The sequence below is a fragment of the Pedobacter jeongneungensis genome (assembly GCF_000633455.1).
Classification (GTDB): domain Bacteria; phylum Bacteroidota; class Bacteroidia; order Sphingobacteriales; family Sphingobacteriaceae; genus Pedobacter; species Pedobacter jeongneungensis_A.
In genome coordinates, this window is record NZ_AYMG01000042.1 from 1 (window position 1) to 18,436 (window position 18,436).

The following is an 18,436-nucleotide window of genomic DNA, read 5'->3' on the forward strand; positions in this document are numbered from 1 at the left end:
TGAAGACAGTACCTGTACGCTGTAGCCTCACTGAAAAAGCTCGGGCTGTCGCTCCCATCAGGTTTATAATGAAGGGTCTGTGCCGTTAACAAAACCCCTAGTAAAATATTTCGTCATTGCGAGGCTGCATATGAGCGAGCGGAAGCAATGCAAAGTCCCTTCTTCAGTTCGCATCCGATAGCTATCGGATGACAAAATTAAGACCCAAAACTCATGTTATTTTAAGCCCAACACTAAACCTAAACCTCCGGTAGCAAAAGTTTTTTGATTATTTGCATTCCCATTGATGGATATAGAAACCCCGACATCATCAATAAAACGAAAAACATACCGTACTTCAGCAACAAGTCCTGCAGCATTTTTCTGTATAATTTTATCCCGCGTGGTATCACTATTCGATTGATCATATTTTTTTAGATCACTGTTCACCGCAGCACCCACACCAAATTCAAAACGGCTGTTAGCGTTAATTTTAACCTTTTTGCCGATCATTAGTGCCGCTTCCGAAAAACCGGGCACCTTATTGTTCTCCCCATTTACATTTACCTCATATGTATTCTGCATTACAGAAGAGAACTTAAACTTGATATAAGATTTGGGCTTGTTATAACCGATAAAACCTGACATTAAAGGTTCACGTAACGTTGCCGCACCAAACTCTATTCCAACATTTAAAGCGCTAAAAAAATTTCCATAATCGGTCTGTGCTTTAGCCATATTGCCTGGCAGGGCTAAAACAAAAAGTAAAAAAAGCTTTTTCATATTATTTCGAGTTTATTCTTTTAAAATGATAGGCCGATTGAGAAGAATGTCCACCCAAAAACACTAACAAGATCCCACCCGAGCGATCAATTACATGATTCAGAATGAGACCACCGTCACTCGCCAAACCGATCCTTGTTTTCTCACTCATTGTGCCTCCCCATAAATATGGTACACCAATAGCTTTTACATAATGATTACCTAAATACAGCAATCCGGTTGACTGTAATTCTGTCGACAACGTCACGCTATCGAGAACGATTTTATCGTTTTTAAAAAGAAAATTGACATTATTGCTATCGAGCACTTTAACTGTTAGCAATAAATTGGCAGAAGTATCGATATCGATCTTCTTTTGACTGATGGACCTATGAATGTTTTCAATTAAATATTTGCCTTGTGCCAGTTTAGCTTCTCCATCTTTATTATACTCCAAATCTGGTTTCAGCTGATAGATACCCGAGAGTTGCGGTAAGTCCTCCTTTAATAAGTCGATTTTGTGACGACTAATCATCTTATCCGAAAAAGAAGCACAGCCTGAAAAGAAAAAACAAAAAGAAACAGCTAAAGCAGCTACCGTTGTTTTTGGATTAACCCCTGCAACATAGTCACAAGGTTTAAAGAATGTTGAGATTTGCATGTTCATTTTGATATAGTTTAAATTATTGATCAAATCTATAACACTAAAAAAACACGAATTAACCTTAAAGATTATATCATAATAAAAAATTATCTTATAAATAAAATATATATAAAAAATCTTGATAAAAGATTATAATTCTTAATTTAACATCATAAAATAATCCACTCAGTTATTAAAAATTACAATATTGAATTCAAAAATTAATCTTTATGGATAACCAACAGGCTTTATTTTTTCAGGCAATTAAATCGGCCTTACCCGATTATCAAAACCTGGCACTCAGCGTTGCGGAAGAATTAGGGATCAGCACCAATGAAGCTTATAAAAAAATAAGGGGCGATAGCAACCTCACTTTCCAGCAGATTATCAAATTGTCTGATTGTTTTGATGTACCTTTTTTATATAGTCCGAAACAATCATTATCAGTTACATTTAGCTACCTCAGTGTAAATGAAGATTTAGATATGGTAAACTACCTGCGCAATCTTTTGGATAACATTAAGGCGATTAAAAACAGTAAGGAGAAACACATTACCATTACTACTGATGATATTCCTGTATTTCATTTTTTCAAATACCCTGAACTCACCAGTTTTAAATTGTTTTTCTGGGCAAACAGCGCCAACAACCTGGAGATACCCTTTAATTCTTCCTTTCTTTCTGATGAAATTATTGAAATTTCGAAAGCGTTGCATGCCGCTTATTTAGAAATACCCAGTACCGAAATATGGTCGAAAGATACCATAACAGGTACATTAGAACAGATCAGGTATGCATTTGAAGCCGGGCACCTTACCGATACTGAACTAGCCATAAAAATTGTTGAGCAGGTAAAATACTGCTTAACCGATATGAATATGTACGCCATCAGCAGCAAAAAAACCATCGATCCGGCGCACACCTTCAACTGGTATAACTGCGATGTTTTAGGGAGCATTTCCTACTTAGTTGATTTTAAAGACCGCATGGCCTGCTACAACAGGTTTAATACCTTTAACTATTTAAGAACCGAAGATCAGGCTTATTGCAAACAAACCAAACAATGGATGCAGGGACTGATTATGAAATCGGTTTCCTTTAGCGGCCAGGGCGAAAAACACCGTAACAAATACCTGTATCATGCTTTTGCAGAATGCGATAGATTATTGAGCGAGATCGGTTAGTTTGGAGTTGGGCGTTTGGGGCCTGGAGTGGATTAACCGATGCAAACAATGATCAATCACCAATAAATCAAGAACCAATGAGCAATCAGACCATGAAATATGTACTAATGAACTATTGAGCAATAAACTAATAGCAAATGGCCCATCATACATTTTCCCTCTTCCATTTTACATCTTTCCCCTATATTTGCGCATGCTTAAAAAAGAACGCTACAAACTTTTTGTAGAACATTTTTCGGCCAAGCAGCCTGATGCAGAAACCGAGTTACATTATAATAACCCCTATCAGCTATTAGTTGCTGTAATCCTTTCTGCACAGTGCACCGATAAAAGGGTGAATATGGTTACCCCTGCCCTTTTTCAGCGTTTCCCAAATGCAAAAGCTTTGGCAGAGGTTACACCAGATATTGTTTTCGATTACATCCGGAGCATCAGCTATCCCAACAATAAGGCTAAACACCTCGTAGGCATGGCCAATATCCTGCTGAACGAATTTAATGACGTAGTGCCTTCTGACATAGACGATCTGCAGAAAATGCCGGGAGTTGGCCGGAAAACTGCCAATGTAATTGCCTCGGTAATTTATAATGCACCCGCAATGGCTGTAGATACCCATGTGTTTCGCGTAGCTAATCGTTTGGGCTTAACCAACGGCAAAACCCCACTTGCTGTAGAAAAAGATTTAGTTAAACATCTGCCCGAGCATGATATCCACATTGCACACCATTGGCTTATTTTGCATGGACGTTATGTTTGTGTAGCCAGAAATCCTAAATGTGATGTTTGCGAAATTACCTATATGTGCAGGTACTTTGAACGCTTAACCGCACAAAACGAGCGTGATAAATTAAAAGCTTAAAAAAATATTTTCACTTTACTATTGACATTAGCTAAAAAACATTTAACTTAGCTAAATATATTAGCATTATAAATATCAACATTTTAACATATTAGCCGAGAATCAATTATATTTACGCAATCAATGAAAAAAGAAATGAGCACTGCAAATCCAGATAAATTAAAAGCTTTACAGCTAACTTTAGATAAACTAGAGAAATCATACGGTAAAGGTACCATCATGAAACTTGGCGATTCTGCCATCGAACCTATAGATTTTATTTCTACAGGATCAATCAGTTTAGATATCGCTTTAGGCATTGGCGGTATTCCAAAAGGCCGTGTAATCGAAATTTATGGCCCTGAATCTTCTGGTAAGACAACTTTAGCTACACACATTATTGCTGAAGCACAGAAAAAAGGCGGTATTGCAGCGTTTATAGATGCAGAGCATGCTTTTGATCAGTTTTATGCAAAGAAATTAGGTGTAGATACCGATAACCTGCTAATCTCTCAGCCAGATAATGGTGAGCAGGCTTTAGAAATTGCGGATAATCTGATCCGTTCTGGTGCTATTGATGTAATTGTAATTGACTCTGTTGCGGCACTGGTTCCTAAAAGTGAGATTGAAGGCGAAATGGGCGACAGTAAAATGGGCTTACATGCCCGTTTAATGAGTCAGGCACTACGTAAATTAACCGGAACAATTTCAAAAACCGGATGTTGCTGTATTTTCATTAACCAGTTGCGTGATAAAATCGGCGTAATGTTCGGTAACCCTGAAACTACAACCGGTGGTAACGCTTTAAAATTCTACGCATCCGTACGTTTGGATATCCGTCGTATTTCGCAGATCAAAGATTCTGACGAAGTTTCCGGTAACCGCGTTAAAGTAAAAATCGTTAAAAATAAAGTAGCTCCGCCTTTCCGTATTGCAGAATTTGATGTGATGTTTGGTGAAGGTATTTCTAAAAACGGAGAGATTGTAGATTTAGGTGTTGACTTCGGAATTATTAAAAAAGCAGGATCCTGGTACTCTTACGGAGATACCAAACTTGGACAAGGTAGAGATGCCGTAAAACAATTGTTGAGCGACAATCCTGAACTTGCTGAAGAACTGGAAGTGAAAATCAAAGCTGAAGTAACAGGTGATAAACTGGCTGAAAAATAAGCCAAAGATTAACTTACCATAATAAAAACGCTCTGTTAAAGATAATTTAACAGGGCGTTTTACTTAATGAATCATTCTTTAGGAATTTAAACATTTCCTTTAAAAAAGAGGCATTTTAATTCTGACTGAAAACAGCATCAAAATCTTTGGTCACATATACAATTACCAAAAGTGCAGCAATAACCAGGGCACCTAAAATAATCACCCCCCAGCTTCCTTTAAGTTTATTTTTATCTTTCCTGATCAACCAGTAAATGATGGCAATAAGCGGTATCGCACAAACAATCCAAAATATTAACGATGCTCCAGTCATATAGTTTAATTTAATTTTTTTAGTCCGAGGTCGGAAGTGAAGGCCTTAATCCATTTCAAGAGGCTATAATCCTTTTCAGTTTTCAGTACACAGTTTTCAGTTGCCACGTCGCATTATTATTCGGTCACGGAATCACGGTCGAATAACCAATTTCAACAATTAACCGATTAACCATTCGCTTAAAACTCCATCCTTGCCATTGGCGAAACATCCTGTCCTACAAAATCCTTTTTCAGGTATTTCTGGTAGCCTGCAATGGCAATCATACCGGCATTATCTGTGCAGTATTGAAAGGCGGGAATATAAATGTTCCAACCCAGCTCATCTGCAGCCTGCTGTAATCCGTTTCTTAAACCAGAGTTAGCCGAAACGCCTCCGGCAATGGCCACTTCTTTAATATTATATTGCTTTGCCGCTTTCTTTAATTTGTTCATCAAAATCTGAACAATGCTATGCTGAACTGACGCACAAATATCATCTAAATTTTCGGCAATAAAATTCGGATTATCTTTTTCCTGTTTCCTGATAAAATACAGAATAGAAGTTTTAAAACCACTAAAGCTAAAATTCAGGTCAGCGATCTGCGGTTCAGCAAATTTAAAAGCCAAAGGATTTCCAAGCTTTGCATGTTTGTCTACTAAGGGTCCCCCGGGATAAGGCAGATTTAACAATTTAGCCGTTTTATCAAAAGCTTCACCGGCGGCATCATCTAAAGTTTCGCCCACAATTTCCATATCGAAATAATCTTTTACCAGAACAATCTGTGTATGTCCTCCCGAAACGGTAAGGCATAAGAAAGGGAAGTTAGGTTTTGGATCATCAATAAAATGCGCCAAAATATGCGCATGCATGTGATTGACAGAAATTAAAGGTATATTTAAGGCTAATGCAAAAGACTTTGCAAAAGAAACACCAACCAATAATGATCCCAAAAGGCCTGGTCCGCGTGTAAAAGCAACGGCATTAATGTCCTGTTTTGTTACATTGGCATCAATTAAAGCCTGCTGTACGGCGGGCACAATATTCTGTTGATGTACCCTTGATGCCAATTCAGGGATTACACCACCATAATTTTGATGAATTGTTTGGTTTGCAATAACATTGGCAGTAATTTTGCCGTTGTTACAAATAGCAACGGAAGTATCATCGCAAGAGGACTCAATAGCAAGTATAACAGACAAATTATTAATATTTAAGCTGCAAAATTATTAAAAAACTATTTAAAATACTCCTTTGGGTAATCGCATCAATAATTTTGCTGCTCGCGCTTGTTATTTTTTCTCTGCAATTTAAGCCTGTTCAAACTTACTTTGCTCAGAAAGCGGCGGCATATTTATCAAAAGAGCTTAAAACCACTATATCAATCAAAAGCCTGTATATCAAACCCTTTAAATCTATCGTATTGGAAGATTTACTGGTGCTTGATCTACAAAAAGACACTTTATTGAGCACGCCTCAATTTATGATCGATATCAATCAATTATCCATTGATAAAAAGATTATTGATATCAATACCGTACAGATCAATAACGGGCATTTTTTCCTAAAGGATTTCAAAGATAAGTCTTCTAACCTCGATTTCATCATCAACTACTTCGATTCTGGTAAACCTACGGTAAAGAAAAAAAAGAGCAAGCCTTTTGATGTAAAACTCGGCCGCCTTATTTTAAACAAATTTGCTTTCAGGTATAAAAATTTCGCAGCAAAGGACACCACGCAGGGCAGCAGTGTTAACTTCGATAATGTAGATGTAAAACAACTGAGCGGGATTTTTGAAGGCCTTGATATGAAAAACCATTTGGTTAAAACCAATATCAAGAACTTAACTTTTAGGGAGCGCAGTGGATTTTATTTAAAAAACCTTACGGCGCAAACTACCATTGACAGCAATGCCATAGAGTTAAAAAACCTCTTGCTGGAAACCAACCAGAGCCGTTTAACCGATTATTACCAGATGAAGTTTAAAAGCTATCGGGATTTTAATCACTATGTTGATAATGTGCGGATGAAAGCCAACTTTAAAGACAGCCACATTACTTCGCGTGATGTTGCCTTCTTTGCACCTGAGCTGAATACGATGAAACTCGATCTGGATGTAGACGGACAGATTACCGGACTGGTGAATAACCTTAAAGCTAAAAAACTCTCATTAAGGACAGGAAAAGCTACCCACATTAAAGGTGATTTTATTTTAAAGGGGCTGCCAAAATGGAGGGAAACTTTTATGGACCTGAACATCGAGATGGCAGGCACCAACAAAACCGATCTTGATGAAGTGTTGATGGGCATTACCAACAGCAAAAAGAAAATGATCCCGGTAATTGTTAACAAGTTTGGCAACATTAACTTTAACGGGAGTTTTACAGGTTTCCAGAACGATTTTATCGCTTATGGCGAATTTAAAACCAAACTTGGCCGCATTGTTTCGGATGTAAACATGAAGCTCGATAAAAACGATGTACCCTCTTACACAGGAAATGTAAAAACTTACGATTTCAACATCGGCAACCTGCTTGATGAAAAAAGCCTGGGCCGCATCAGTTCTTCGCTATATGTAAAAGGCCGAGGAACGGAGCTGAAAGAGTTAACTGAAAAAATTAACGGCGATGTAGATTATATCGACTTTAACAACTACCGTTACCATAATGTGAAGATTGACGGTACTTTTGATAAAAAGTATTTCGACGGTAAACTGAGCATTAACGATCGTAATGTTAAACTGGTATTTGATGGTGGGGTAAACCTGAATCCCAAATTGCCGGTATTCAATTTTAATGCAACCATTTCTAAGGCAAAGTTAAAAGCTTTAAAACTGTTAAAAGATTCGCTGATGGTTGATGCGAAATTTACCACCAACTTTTCGGGCACTAACCTGAATAACATATCGGGTAAATTACTGATACAGGAGGTAAGGCTCCAGAATCCTAAAGGCATTTACAGTGTAGATTCGGTGCAGCTAACGGCCAACGGTACGGGTGCAACTCGCGTACTTGATATCCGGTCGGACATTTTAGACGCAAACATTAAAGGCGAGTACGATTTAAATTCTATTGTATCCTATTACAAGGCCATTGCCAAAACCTATATTCCATCACTAAAGGCTGATATCTTCAAGTATAGAAACCAGATTTTCGAGTTCAACCTCAAGGTTAAAAAGTTCGAACCGCTGGCGCAGCTCTTTGCCCCGGGTTTAGAACTGGAAGAAGGCGCAACCCTAACGGGCGATTTCGATTCGAGGAACAATAAGGCTACCTTAAACGGTTTCGTGAAGAAACTGAAGTATAATGGCATTGTGGTGAACAACATCATCCTTGATGAAAATACCACCACGCAACAGTTGCAACTGATTGTAACATCCGATCGTGTGCAGATTAACGACAGTTTATTTATTAAAGATGTAAACATTTCGAACATCCTGAGGAACGATAGTTTGGCTTTCAACGTAAAAATGTCGAATTCTGATGAAGCAAATCAGCTCGATTTGAACGGATTGGTAGAGTTTACCAAAAACCAGGATACGACGGCAAGGCTAAGCGTATTGCCTTCTATTTTGAAAATAAACAGTGAAGAATGGCGTATCCAGGAGAAGGTGCGTATTGTATTGAACAATGGTAAAACGGAAATCACCAATTTCGACCTGACCAATGGAAAACAGCAGTTAACCATTGATGGATTGATTTCTGAAGATCCGAAAGACCTGATTAGTGTTGGACTTAAAGATTTTAACCTCAAAACCCTCAACCCTTTTACTAAAGGATTTGGCGTTAAGCTTGGCGGAAATGCCAATGGAAAAACGGATCTCTATGGCATATTAAAAGCGCCAAGGGTAACCGACGATTTAAAGATCGATTCGCTAAATTTTAACGACATCTACATCGGAACGTTAACCGATACCTCATCGTACAACAATGAAAGCAAAAAAATAAATGTGTTTACCCGTGTGGTGGCAGACGATTCGGAGACTTTTAAACTGACGGGAAATCTTGATCTGAAAGAGAAAGAAATAGACCTCGGACTGAAAATGAGTGAGAGCAAGCTGACCATATTAGAGCCATTTGTTAAAGAGCTGGTATCGAATTTAAAAGGCAATATTTCCGCAGATTTAACTGTAAAAGGAAAATTTGATAAACCGGAGATTAACGGAAGTTTAGCACTTGACAAGGGGCAGCTGATGGTAAATTACCTGAAAGCCACTTATGTAATTACCGACAAAGTAGAGGTGAACAACAGCATCATTAAACTGGACAATTTTACGCTGAACGATCTGGAAGGGCACGAAGCTACTGCGAATGGCTCGGTTGATTTAAACAACATTAACTATCCTACCTTAGATGTAACCGTTAATGCAAACAGTTTAATGGCCTTAAATACCACCGCAAAAGACAACTCGGTTTATTATGGCCGCGCTTATGGTACAGGGGTATTCAGTTTTAAGGGGCCAACAAATAAGATGAAAATCGATATTAAGGCTAAAACTGAAAAAGGAACGATTTTCAACCTGCCTTTAAACAGTTCTGAAACGATATCAGACAAAGACTTCATTAACTTTGTAAGCCGCGATTCTTCGGTTGTGGTAAAGAAAAAAACAAACTTCGATGGTATTACGCTTAGCTTTAAACTAACCATTGATCCAAATACTACTGCCAATATTTACACTACACTGGGTAACCTGAGTGGTAAAGGTAATGCAGAATTAAACCTGAACATCAATAGTTTTGGCGATTTCGAGATGTCAGGAGATTACATTATTGAAACCGGAAGTTTCGATTTTACGGCGCAGGAGGTCATCAATAAGAAATTTGACATCAGGCAGGGAGGAACGATCCGCTGGACGGGTAATCCTACGGCAGCACAGATTAACTTAAAGGCTGTATACGCTTTAAGAGCAAGTTTAAATGACCTGTATAAAGCAGCCAACCGCGATGCGAGTAGTAATGCCAACCAAAGGGTAAATACCGAGGTAGAAATGGGATTAACAGGTTTATTGTTAAAACCGGATATTAAACTGGATATCAATTTTCCTTCACAGCCTTCTATCAAGGAAGAATTGCAGACATATTTCAGCGACCAGAACAACCTGAATTTACAGGCATTCAGTTTGATTATCAGAAGGAGTTTTGCGCCAGGTAATGGTGGCGAATCTATCGGGAACCAATTGAGCTCTACGGCAACCAGTACGGCAACAGAACTCGTATTTAACCAGTTTAACAATGTGCTCTCTTCGTTAAACTTAAATTTTGTGGATCTAAACGTGCGTTCGTTAAGTGAAGCCAATGCATCGTTCAAATTTTTCAACGACCGTTTAATTATCAATGCAGGTATTGTAGACCGGAACAGTGTAAACGATTTTACCTTGATCAATTTCGCCGATAACAATGTGGGTAGAGAAGTTGAGGCCTTGTTTTTACTGAGGAAAGATGGTAGTTTAACCATTAAAGCAGCCAACAAACCACCTACACAACAGAGTATTTTCTTAAACAGCGGAATTAGTCCGACGGCGAATGTAACCTCTTTTGGTTTATTATATACCCAGCAGTTTGATACGTTTAAAGAGTTTATCCAGAAAATTTCTGGTGCCTACCGCCGTAATTTAAAACGAAAACAAAGCGAAGCTCCTGTTAAAACGAATAAATCGCTTAGTAAGGATGCGATTATAAATCAAAGCAAAGGGAAAGAGAGAAGGTAAGTTGTTGTTGCATTGTTTGATTGCTGAATTGTTAAGGGGTTAATCGGTAATTGTTGAAATTGCTTAACTGTTTATTGATCAATTGTTCAGTGGTTCGATTGCTGAATTGCTCCTGTCATTTTGATCCAATAGCTATCGGATCAGAATGACAAAATTTGCTTTTGGATTAACTGACTTAGAGGTTAACAAAACAGATTTCTCCATTCCGCTATGCTCCAGTGGAAATGACGACCGCAGGGGGATGACTCAATTAATTAATCGATTTCGGACTCGTAAAAGGACTTCAGACTAAAAAAAAGCCAATATCAGACTGAAGTTCGATACTGGCTTTTTTTTTAAGTTTTCAGTTTGCAATTCCCAACTGCTAATTGCTAACTGCCAACTGGGCTATCCTTTCATAATCGAGTGCCCCATTTTATCTCTTTTGGTGGTTAAATAACGTTCGTTATGTATGTTACTGGCAATCTCAATCGGGATGTTTTCCACAACCTCTAAACCATAACCGATCAGGCCGGCTCGTTTGGTTGGATTGTTGCTCATGAGGCGCATTTTGGATACACCTTCTGAACGAAGGATCTGTGCACCCACACCGTAATCGCGTTCATCACCTTTAAAGCCTAACTTAATATTGGCTTCTACCGTATCGAAACCGGCATCCTGTAAGTTGTACGAACGTAATTTATTAATCAGCCCAATACCCCTGCCCTCCTGGTTCATGTACACCACAATACCTTTACCTTCTTTCTCGATCATTTCCAAAGCTTTGTGCAGCTGAGGTCCGCAATCGCAGCGGCATGAACCGAAAATATCGCCTGTTACGCATGAACTGTGTACGCGGGCTAAAATCGGTTCGTCTGCATTCCATGTACCTTTAGAAATTGCAAGGTGTGTTGCATTGTTATCCAACTGGGTATAGGCTGTCATTTTAAAATCGCCCCATGCTGTAGGCAAGTCAATGCTTACTTCCTGTTTAATCAAGCTATCAATCCTTAAACGGTAAGCAATCAGGTCTTCAATCGATATGATTTTTAACTGATGTTGTTCGGCAATTTTAAACAGATCAGGAAGTCTGGCCATTTCACCATCTTCTTTTAAAATCTCCACCAATAAACCTGCTGGTTTCATTCCAGCCAAACGCGCTAAATCTACAGCGGCTTCGGTATGACCTGCACGGCGGATTACACCACCATCTTTGGCAATCAAAGGGAAAATATGTCCTGGTCTGCCCAGCTCTTCAGGATCCGTTTTAGGATCAACCAAAGCCAGCATCGTTTTAGAACGGTCGCTTGCTGAAATACCGGTAGTACAGCCATGGCCCACAAGATCTACCGAAACAGTAAAATTGGTTTCGTAAGCTGCCGTGTTTTTGCCCACCATCAGATTCAGGTTTAATTCCTTACAACGCTCTTCTGTTAAGGGCGCACAGATTAAACCGCGACCATAAGTGGCCATAAAGTTGATGATCTCGGGCGTTGCATTTTCGGCAGCCGTTAAGAAATCACCTTCGTTCTCTCTATTCTCATCATCTACAACAATAATAACTTTACCAGCTTTTATATCTGCGATGGCTTCTTCTATTGTGTTTAATTTCGTTTGCATTTTATATAGCATTATGGGGCAAAGCTCGTGTAAGACCAATTAAAACCACTTTTACACCAGGGCAATAACCCGTACAAATGTACAACCTTATGGCGCATTATTTGGATTAAAATATCATTTGTAAGTAAAGGAAAAGGCCTTTATTTCCCCTTCTTTTTAAACACTTTAACGATGAGCTGTTTGTAGTAATTTACATCAAAAAGTGCCGAATCTACCGTGGCTTTATAGGTTAAAAATGCGGCCAGTGGCGACAGTACAATCACCGCAATCCACATCCCGAATATCGGGTTCAGGTTTCCTTCTCGTGCCGATTTTTCGGCAACAGTGGTAATGATGTGGTATACCAGGAAGAAACAGATGGCCACCACAACAGGTAAACCCATTCCACCTTTTCTGATAATCGCCCCTAATGGTGCGCCGATAAAGAAAAGCAGGATACAGGAAGCGGCAAGTGTAAACTTGCGCTGGTATTCTACGGTAGCAAAAATAATTTCGCCCTTTAAATCGGTTTGGCGTGGCCCCCAATTGGGTACATGCTGCATAATATTGGCCACTACGTTGGTGGCATTATCGAGCGCCAGTTTCCGCGATCCGTTCGGGATGCTCTTCAATACCACATCATTAATTTCGCGGGGTACCGCTTTTATTTTGGTATAACCTTTAGTGGTGTTAAACTGTTTAAAGTTACTGGTGAGGTTGGCAATGGTTTTAATCTGTAAAGTATCGAGCTGTTTGGTAAGCGAATCGCGCTTTTTCACAATGCCTTTTAAGTTGAGCATCGGGGTACTGTTACCAAATGCATTAGGGTCGGTTGTATTCGGATCGAAAGACGACATATCGAAACGCGGCCAGGTTTCTTTAAAACGGTTCCGCGTAAAAACCTGCCTCGGGTTGTACATCCCATTTTTTGAGGATTGCTCCTCGTACTGGATGCCATTTTTGAGGTTAAGCTGCAGGAATTTCCCATCGGAGGTTTTGCTCATTTTACCTTCTTTGGCCAGGATGATTTTTGGAATACCATTATTCTCCCGGTGATCATAAATCATGATGTTGTGCAGGGTACCATCTTCTTCTTTCGAATCGACACGGATGGCATAACCCGGAATGGCATTGTTAAAAACCCCAGGTTTAATGAGGAAAGAAAGTTTTTTGTTCCGGATATCGTACAGCAGCGAGCCAAATTTTAAATTGGCTTTGGGCAACATGTAATTGGAGAAAAAGAAGGAGGCTACAGTAAGGATCAGGATCACCACAAATAATGGACGCATGGCCTTTTGCAAGGAAATACCAGCTGATTTAATGGCCACCAGCTCATAATTTTCGCCAAGTGTACCAAAAGTCATGATGGAAGAAAGCAATACCGAGAGGGGCAGCGCCATCGAAACATTGGCGGCCGAAGCATAATACATCAGCTCCAAAATGGTGTACCATTCAAAGCCCTTTCCTATTAAATCATCAATCCATTTAAATAGAAAAAACATCAACAGGATAAACATCATAACAAAAAAAGTTGCTATGAAGGGTTTCACGAATGCTTTTATTAATAGAAGATGTATTTTTTTCACCCTACAAAGGTAAACAATACGACGAGAATATTATGCACCCAAAACGCTAATCAGATAATCGATCTGGTTGTCCCAGATTAATTTTTTCTCTGCAAGGAGCTCATCAGTAGTAAAATCAGTGATCGAGAGGGCTACATCATTGGTTAATTCGTCCTGTACAATTTCCATCTCAAAATAACATTGAGGTTCATCATCCAGCCATTTAAACTTAACCAGTTTATTTTCTTTTACCGAAACCAGTTTTGCCTTTAACTGCTCATCATCCCAGGTAAAGGTATATACCTGATCGCGGAAATTTACATCATCTGCAAACCATTGCGATAAGCCATTAGGTTCGCTAATAAAACTATACAATATTCTTGGCGACGATCTAACTTCGTACTCGAGTGTAAATTTTTTCTTTTCTGCCATGTTAGTACACTACCAGGATAATTCCGGAATTTTTTAATATTATTTTTCTAAAGAAAGGTAATTTATTCTACATCTGCAACAGTTAGTGAATTTGGTTCATAGTTTGGTTTGTTAGTTCATTCGTCATTGGTTCATTAGTCAATGGTTCATAGTTTGATTGTTCAATTGGTTATTGGTCATTGGTTCATTGGTTAATCGGTTAATTGTTTAAACTGGTTAATTACTGAAACCGACTCAAGACTATAGACTATGAACTTTGGACCGACTACCCTTCAACTATGTTTCCACTGACAAATTCCAATAGAAAATCCGTCATTTCGATCCGATAGCTATCGGAGGAGTGTAATCCCGAATATTCGGGATCGAAATGACGATACTTCGAGTCCACCATCTTCTAAATTCGCCTAATTTTTAAAGATCAAAATCAAGTCTTTTTTGCCAGAACTCAAACTAAATTAGCCTGATTAAGCACGCTTTTCGACATCAAATGACCTTGTTTATCAATATTTTGATCTTATTTAGCCTGATAACCTTGTTGCAATGACCAATCTATAATTTAAACGTTTTCAAATAGTTTAATTTAGCCCATTGCAGAAAAGCGACGTTTTATCCTGCTATAAACCAAATCACCCAACTCATTTGAAGCACCAATTTCAATTTTAAAACACCCCAAAAACAATTAAATTTACTGAGCATTAAGGCCTTAAAGTATTTTTTACATTTCTTTTTATTAAAATGTATATTTATTCTATATTTGCAACTCTTAAAAATAACCACATCGGTATTTACGTTATCAGTAAATATTTGACCCGGCGGGGTAGCTCAGATGGTTAGAGCGCAGGATTCATAACCCTGAGGTCGGCAGTTCGATCCTGCTCCCCGCTACTGATTAAAAGCTCATCGAAAGATGGGCTTTTTTTGTTTAAATCTATATTTATAATGGTTTGGCTCTGTCTAAGCGGGACGCTAAGACCAGATGAAGATTAGTTTGATTGCGTTTTCCTTCAACTCAGTAAGAACCAATTCAGGTAAAAAAGCAGCAAAAAAATAAGTTGAAAGTTTTATTTTTGAAGCTTCTCCTTAAGAAATTAAACATGCATAATTTTGAAGCGCTGTTCGATTACGTTCAAAGACTTTCCGGCAAAACGCTTTCAGCGGATGATAAGCAAATATTGATAGCACATTTCAAACCTAAAAAAATCCGGAAACGACAATACTTTTTACAGGAAGGCGATGTATGTAAATATACCGGATTTATTGTGAAAGGTGCTGCCAAGACCTTCACCGTAGATGAAAAAGGACACGAGCATATCTTAAAGTTAAGTATTGAAGACTGGTGGTTAGCCGATTTTGAAAGTTTTTACAAACTCACGCCAAGCCGCTTTAACATCGAAGCACTGGAGGATATGGAGATCTTGCAAATCACCCATAACCTGGTAGAGGAATTCATTAAACCCATTCCTGCTTTTTCAGCGATGCAAAACGTGCTTAGTCAAAATAATACCATCGCTGCCCAGAAAAGAATGCAGTCTTCCATTAGCCTCACTGGCGAAGAACGGTTTCAGGAACTCGTTAACGATTATCCTCATTTTATACAGCGTTTCCCGCAAAATTTAATTGCTTCCTACCTGGGTTTAACCCCCGAAACCTTAAGCAGGATCAGGAAGAACGCTTTAAAATAGATTGATCTTTATCAAGCGTATTTAATGACTTTTGATAAGATGCAGTTCGTTACGCTGGTGCATCTTTGGATTAACATTAAATCGTAAAGATCATGAGTAAATTAAAAAATAAAGTAGCTGTAATTACAGGCGGCAATAGCGGTATTGGATTTGGCATTGCTGAAGCATTTAAAAATGAAGGCGCTACCGGAACCATTGTAGGCAGAAATCATCAAACATTAGCCCATGCTGTTGCTCAGCTAGGCCAAGATTTTATAGCCGTTAATGCAGATGTAACGAATCTTGCCGATTTAGAAAGCGTTTTTAAAGATACAGCCGAAAAATTCGGCAAAATAGATGTACTGGTAGCCAACGCCGGTGCAGGAACAACCGGAACTGTAGCAGATACGAGCGAAGCTGACTATAACAAAACCATGGACCTTAACCTGAAAAGCGTTTACTTCACGGTACAAAAAGCACTCCCTTATCTAAATGATGGAGCCTCTATAATTCTGATCGGCTCAAATGCCGCACATCGGGCATATCCATCGTTTGGGCTTTACGGCGCCGCAAAAGCTGCGGTGATCTTTCTGGCAAAAAGTTTTTCGAACGATTTGTTAGCAAGAAAGATCAGGGTAAATGTAATCACGCCGGGTACAACAGATACGCCTGCATTTGATAAGTTCGTTCCTGCAGAACACATTGAAGCGGTGAAAGCACAGTTTGCGGATGTGATGCCAATCGGCCGGATCGGGCAACCGTCTGACATTGGTAAAACAGCGGTTTTTCTTGCTTCTGAAGATTCTTCGTTCTTGCTTGGCGCCGAAATCCTTGTTGATGGTGGCATGACTTATTTAGCGAAGTAATTTCTTATTCACTGGTACGGGTTCAAACGCGTATATTGTTGGAGCATCATAAACAGAACAGGAGTAAATTGTAATCAATAAAATATGAAAGAAAATTATTCAGACGAAGAATGGGAAATTAGAAAGGAACAAGAAATGAAATTATGGCTATTTTATTTCCTGCAACTTCTTCTGTTTATAAATGCAGGATCTGTAACTTTTTTTAACTTTAATAAAAGAGCCACTAATTTTCAATTGATCGTCTTTGTTTTAACGATCCTATTAATGTTCACTCCTTTTTGGAAAACAAAAGTTAAATCTTCTCTGCTTGGAGAAGGCGTGTTAACACCAAAAAACTACAGGTTTTTCTTAAATGCATTTTATATTGTATTAATATTATTTTCGATCAGTCAGGCTATTTATTGGTTTAAACAGCTATAGGGCTTAAGGATCGGTAATTCGATTCTGCTGCCCTGCTACTGATTAAAAGCTCATCGAAAGATGGGCTTTTTTTAAGATCTATCCATAATTATTTGGCTTTTGTCTTAGCGAGACGCTAAGACTAGATGGGGGAAAATATAATGAATCAAACACTGAATCGCACCGGCCATCCATTCTATCGCCCTATTCACGGAAAACTTACGCTAATGAGGTTACTTCATTCTTTGCCTAACAGTTTCAAATAAGTAAAAATCCTCCCGCTGTGCTCCGCTTCGTGATAGTTAGCAGCTTGTAGTGCCTCGACATGATTTTTCACTTTAAACCCGAGGGGCAACTCAAAGGGCTCATAGTTTACAAATAATCCAGATTCCAGATCTGATTCAAGGTGGTCCACGGTATCAATCAATAAATGTTTCACCTCATTCACATCCGGATTAATTTCCCAGGAACGCGGAGACGATCCAATTTTGAAGGATTCCATAAATGCTTTAGAGATATACATGGGTAAGCCACTACGCATATACATATGCCGCTGTTGAGAAGTGATACAATGACCTATTTGCCAGATGATATTATTGTTGAAACCCGCTGGAATTTTAAATAATATTTCGTGATTAGTTGTTTCAATTAATTGCAATAGCCTGTTCCTGCTCGCTCTTAAAATTTCACATTCGAAATGTACATTAATCATTTATTTGGTTTAAGTCTTCAGGAACAGAAGGATCCGTAATGTTCTCTAAAGTAACTTTTTCACATTAAAGTTCAAAGTTTATCATTTACGTATATAAGAGGTCAACATTACCGCATAATTAAACAATTAGATTTCTTCAGGTCAAAATACATCATTTGCCTTTCGAAAGATAGATACGATCACTCACGGCTTCCAGCCAAACCGTAGGTCCTTTTTGCCTGCCAGTAACTGCCACCTGAACAAACATCGTATCCTGACTTGCACCATGCCAGTGCGGCACATTTGGCGGGCATTTAATCACATCTCCTTTGCGTAGTATTTTTCTGGGCTGTCCTTTTTCCTGATAATAGCCTACCCCATCTGTTACCAATAGAATTTGTCCGGCTGGATGCGAATGCCATTTACTCCTGGCTCCCGGAGCAAAAGTAACATTACCAACGGCGTTTTTATTTAAACTGTCGGCATCAACCAGCGATTTTACCCATACTTCACCTTTAAAATTATCACTGGTATTTTTATCACCCTGCGGAAAAATAAGCCCCTTATGTTGTGATTGTATACTTTCCAATTTTTGATCGTTACGGCAGGCTGCAAAAAGCAAAACCAGTACCACTACCGTATAGCTAAAATAATTTTTCATGATGCTGG

At 38.7% G+C, this 18,436-nt stretch carries 16 protein-coding genes and 1 tRNA gene; 8 read left to right on the plus strand and 9 right to left on the minus strand.

The genetic code is table 11. From position 1 onward, the window contains the following. Positions 1-216: 216 nt before the first annotated feature. Both U859_RS0129405 and U859_RS0129410 read right to left on the minus strand, forming a co-directional pair. A complete protein-coding gene (locus tag U859_RS0129405; RefSeq protein WP_025146787.1) occupies positions 217-762 on the minus strand; it encodes a hypothetical protein in 546 nt (181 codons plus the stop codon). 1 nt (position 763) lies between these two features. Continuing rightward, complete coding sequence (locus U859_RS0129410) at positions 764-1,408, minus strand: hypothetical protein (protein WP_025146788.1); 645 nt, start codon at positions 1,406-1,408, stop codon at positions 764-766. Between the two features lie 206 nt (positions 1,409-1,614). On the opposite strand from U859_RS0129410, the gene U859_RS0129415 reads away from it, so the two are divergent. The 3 genes from U859_RS0129415 to recA all read left to right on the plus strand — a co-directional run bounded on the left by U859_RS0129415 (position 1,615) and on the right by recA (position 4,576). After that, positions 1,615-2,568: a hypothetical protein gene (locus tag U859_RS0129415; RefSeq protein WP_025146789.1), complete on the plus strand. Its 954-nt coding sequence runs from the start codon at positions 1,615-1,617 to the stop codon at positions 2,566-2,568. A 193-nt stretch (positions 2,569-2,761) separates the two neighbouring features. After that, positions 2,762-3,427 carry an endonuclease III gene (nth, locus tag U859_RS0129420; protein ID WP_025146790.1) on the plus strand — a complete coding sequence of 222 codons (666 nt, stop codon included), beginning with the start codon at positions 2,762-2,764 and terminating at the stop codon, positions 3,425-3,427. A 135-nt stretch (positions 3,428-3,562) separates the two neighbouring features. Further along, complete coding sequence (gene recA / locus U859_RS0129425; protein ID WP_025146791.1) at positions 3,563-4,576, plus strand: recombinase RecA; 1,014 nt, start codon at positions 3,563-3,565, stop codon at positions 4,574-4,576. 115 nt (positions 4,577-4,691) lie between these two features. Here recA and U859_RS0129430 read toward each other — a convergent pair whose 3' ends face one another. Together U859_RS0129430 and tsaD are read right to left on the minus strand one after the other, a co-directional pair. Beyond that, on the minus strand, positions 4,692-4,889 hold the full coding sequence (locus tag U859_RS0129430) for a hypothetical protein (protein WP_025146792.1): 198 nt from the start codon (positions 4,887-4,889) through the stop codon (positions 4,692-4,694). Between the two features lie 179 nt (positions 4,890-5,068). Next, complete coding sequence (gene tsaD / locus U859_RS0129435; RefSeq protein WP_025146793.1) at positions 5,069-6,070, minus strand: tRNA (adenosine(37)-N6)-threonylcarbamoyltransferase complex transferase subunit TsaD; 1,002 nt, start codon at positions 6,068-6,070, stop codon at positions 5,069-5,071. Positions 6,071-6,291: 221 nt separating this feature from the next. Between tsaD and U859_RS0129440 the strand changes: the two genes are divergently transcribed. Continuing rightward, positions 6,292-10,575 (plus strand): translocation/assembly module TamB domain-containing protein, encoded by a 4,284-nt coding sequence (locus tag U859_RS0129440; protein ID WP_240183117.1) that lies wholly within the window; start codon positions 6,292-6,294, stop codon positions 10,573-10,575. A 387-nt stretch (positions 10,576-10,962) separates the two neighbouring features. On the opposite strand, the gene U859_RS0129445 is transcribed toward U859_RS0129440, so the two are convergent. The 3 genes from U859_RS0129445 to U859_RS0129455 form a co-directional block, all read right to left on the minus strand. Next, positions 10,963-12,174 carry a bifunctional 3,4-dihydroxy-2-butanone-4-phosphate synthase/GTP cyclohydrolase II gene (locus U859_RS0129445; RefSeq protein ID WP_025146795.1) on the minus strand — a complete coding sequence of 404 codons (1,212 nt, stop codon included), beginning with the start codon at positions 12,172-12,174 and terminating at the stop codon, positions 10,963-10,965. A 140-nt stretch (positions 12,175-12,314) separates the two neighbouring features. Beyond that, positions 12,315-13,739: an LptF/LptG family permease gene (locus tag U859_RS0129450; protein ID WP_025146796.1), complete on the minus strand. Its 1,425-nt coding sequence runs from the start codon at positions 13,737-13,739 to the stop codon at positions 12,315-12,317. A 30-nt stretch (positions 13,740-13,769) separates the two neighbouring features. Further along, the gene (locus tag U859_RS0129455; protein ID WP_025146797.1) at positions 13,770-14,150 is read right to left on the minus strand and encodes an START-like domain-containing protein; all 381 of its coding nucleotides are present in this window, start codon (positions 14,148-14,150) and stop codon (positions 13,770-13,772) included. An 811-nt stretch (positions 14,151-14,961) separates the two neighbouring features. Here U859_RS0129455 and U859_RS0129460 point away from each other — a divergent pair. The 4 genes from U859_RS0129460 to U859_RS0129475 all read left to right on the plus strand — a co-directional run bounded on the left by U859_RS0129460 (position 14,962) and on the right by U859_RS0129475 (position 17,097). Beyond that, positions 14,962-15,035, plus strand: a tRNA-Met gene (locus U859_RS0129460). A gap of 209 nt (positions 15,036-15,244) precedes the next feature. Continuing rightward, a complete protein-coding gene (locus U859_RS0129465; RefSeq protein ID WP_025146798.1) occupies positions 15,245-15,832 on the plus strand; it encodes a Crp/Fnr family transcriptional regulator in 588 nt (195 codons plus the stop codon). Positions 15,833-15,924: 92 nt separating this feature from the next. Then, entirely contained in the window at positions 15,925-16,677 is a 753-nt protein-coding gene (locus U859_RS0129470; protein WP_025146799.1) for a glucose 1-dehydrogenase, read from the plus strand. Positions 16,678-16,761: 84 nt separating this feature from the next. Next, positions 16,762-17,097 (plus strand): hypothetical protein, encoded by a 336-nt coding sequence (locus tag U859_RS0129475; RefSeq protein WP_025146800.1) that lies wholly within the window; start codon positions 16,762-16,764, stop codon positions 17,095-17,097. 217 nt (positions 17,098-17,314) lie between these two features. Here U859_RS0129475 and U859_RS0129480 read toward each other — a convergent pair whose 3' ends face one another. Beyond that, positions 17,315-17,788, minus strand: a complete 474-nt coding sequence (locus U859_RS0129480) for a DinB family protein (protein ID WP_025146801.1) — start codon at positions 17,786-17,788, stop codon at positions 17,315-17,317. 151 nt (positions 17,789-17,939) lie between these two features. Next, complete coding sequence (locus U859_RS0129485; RefSeq protein WP_025146802.1) at positions 17,940-18,428, minus strand: cupin domain-containing protein; 489 nt, start codon at positions 18,426-18,428, stop codon at positions 17,940-17,942. Between the last annotated feature and the right edge of the window lie 8 nt (positions 18,429-18,436).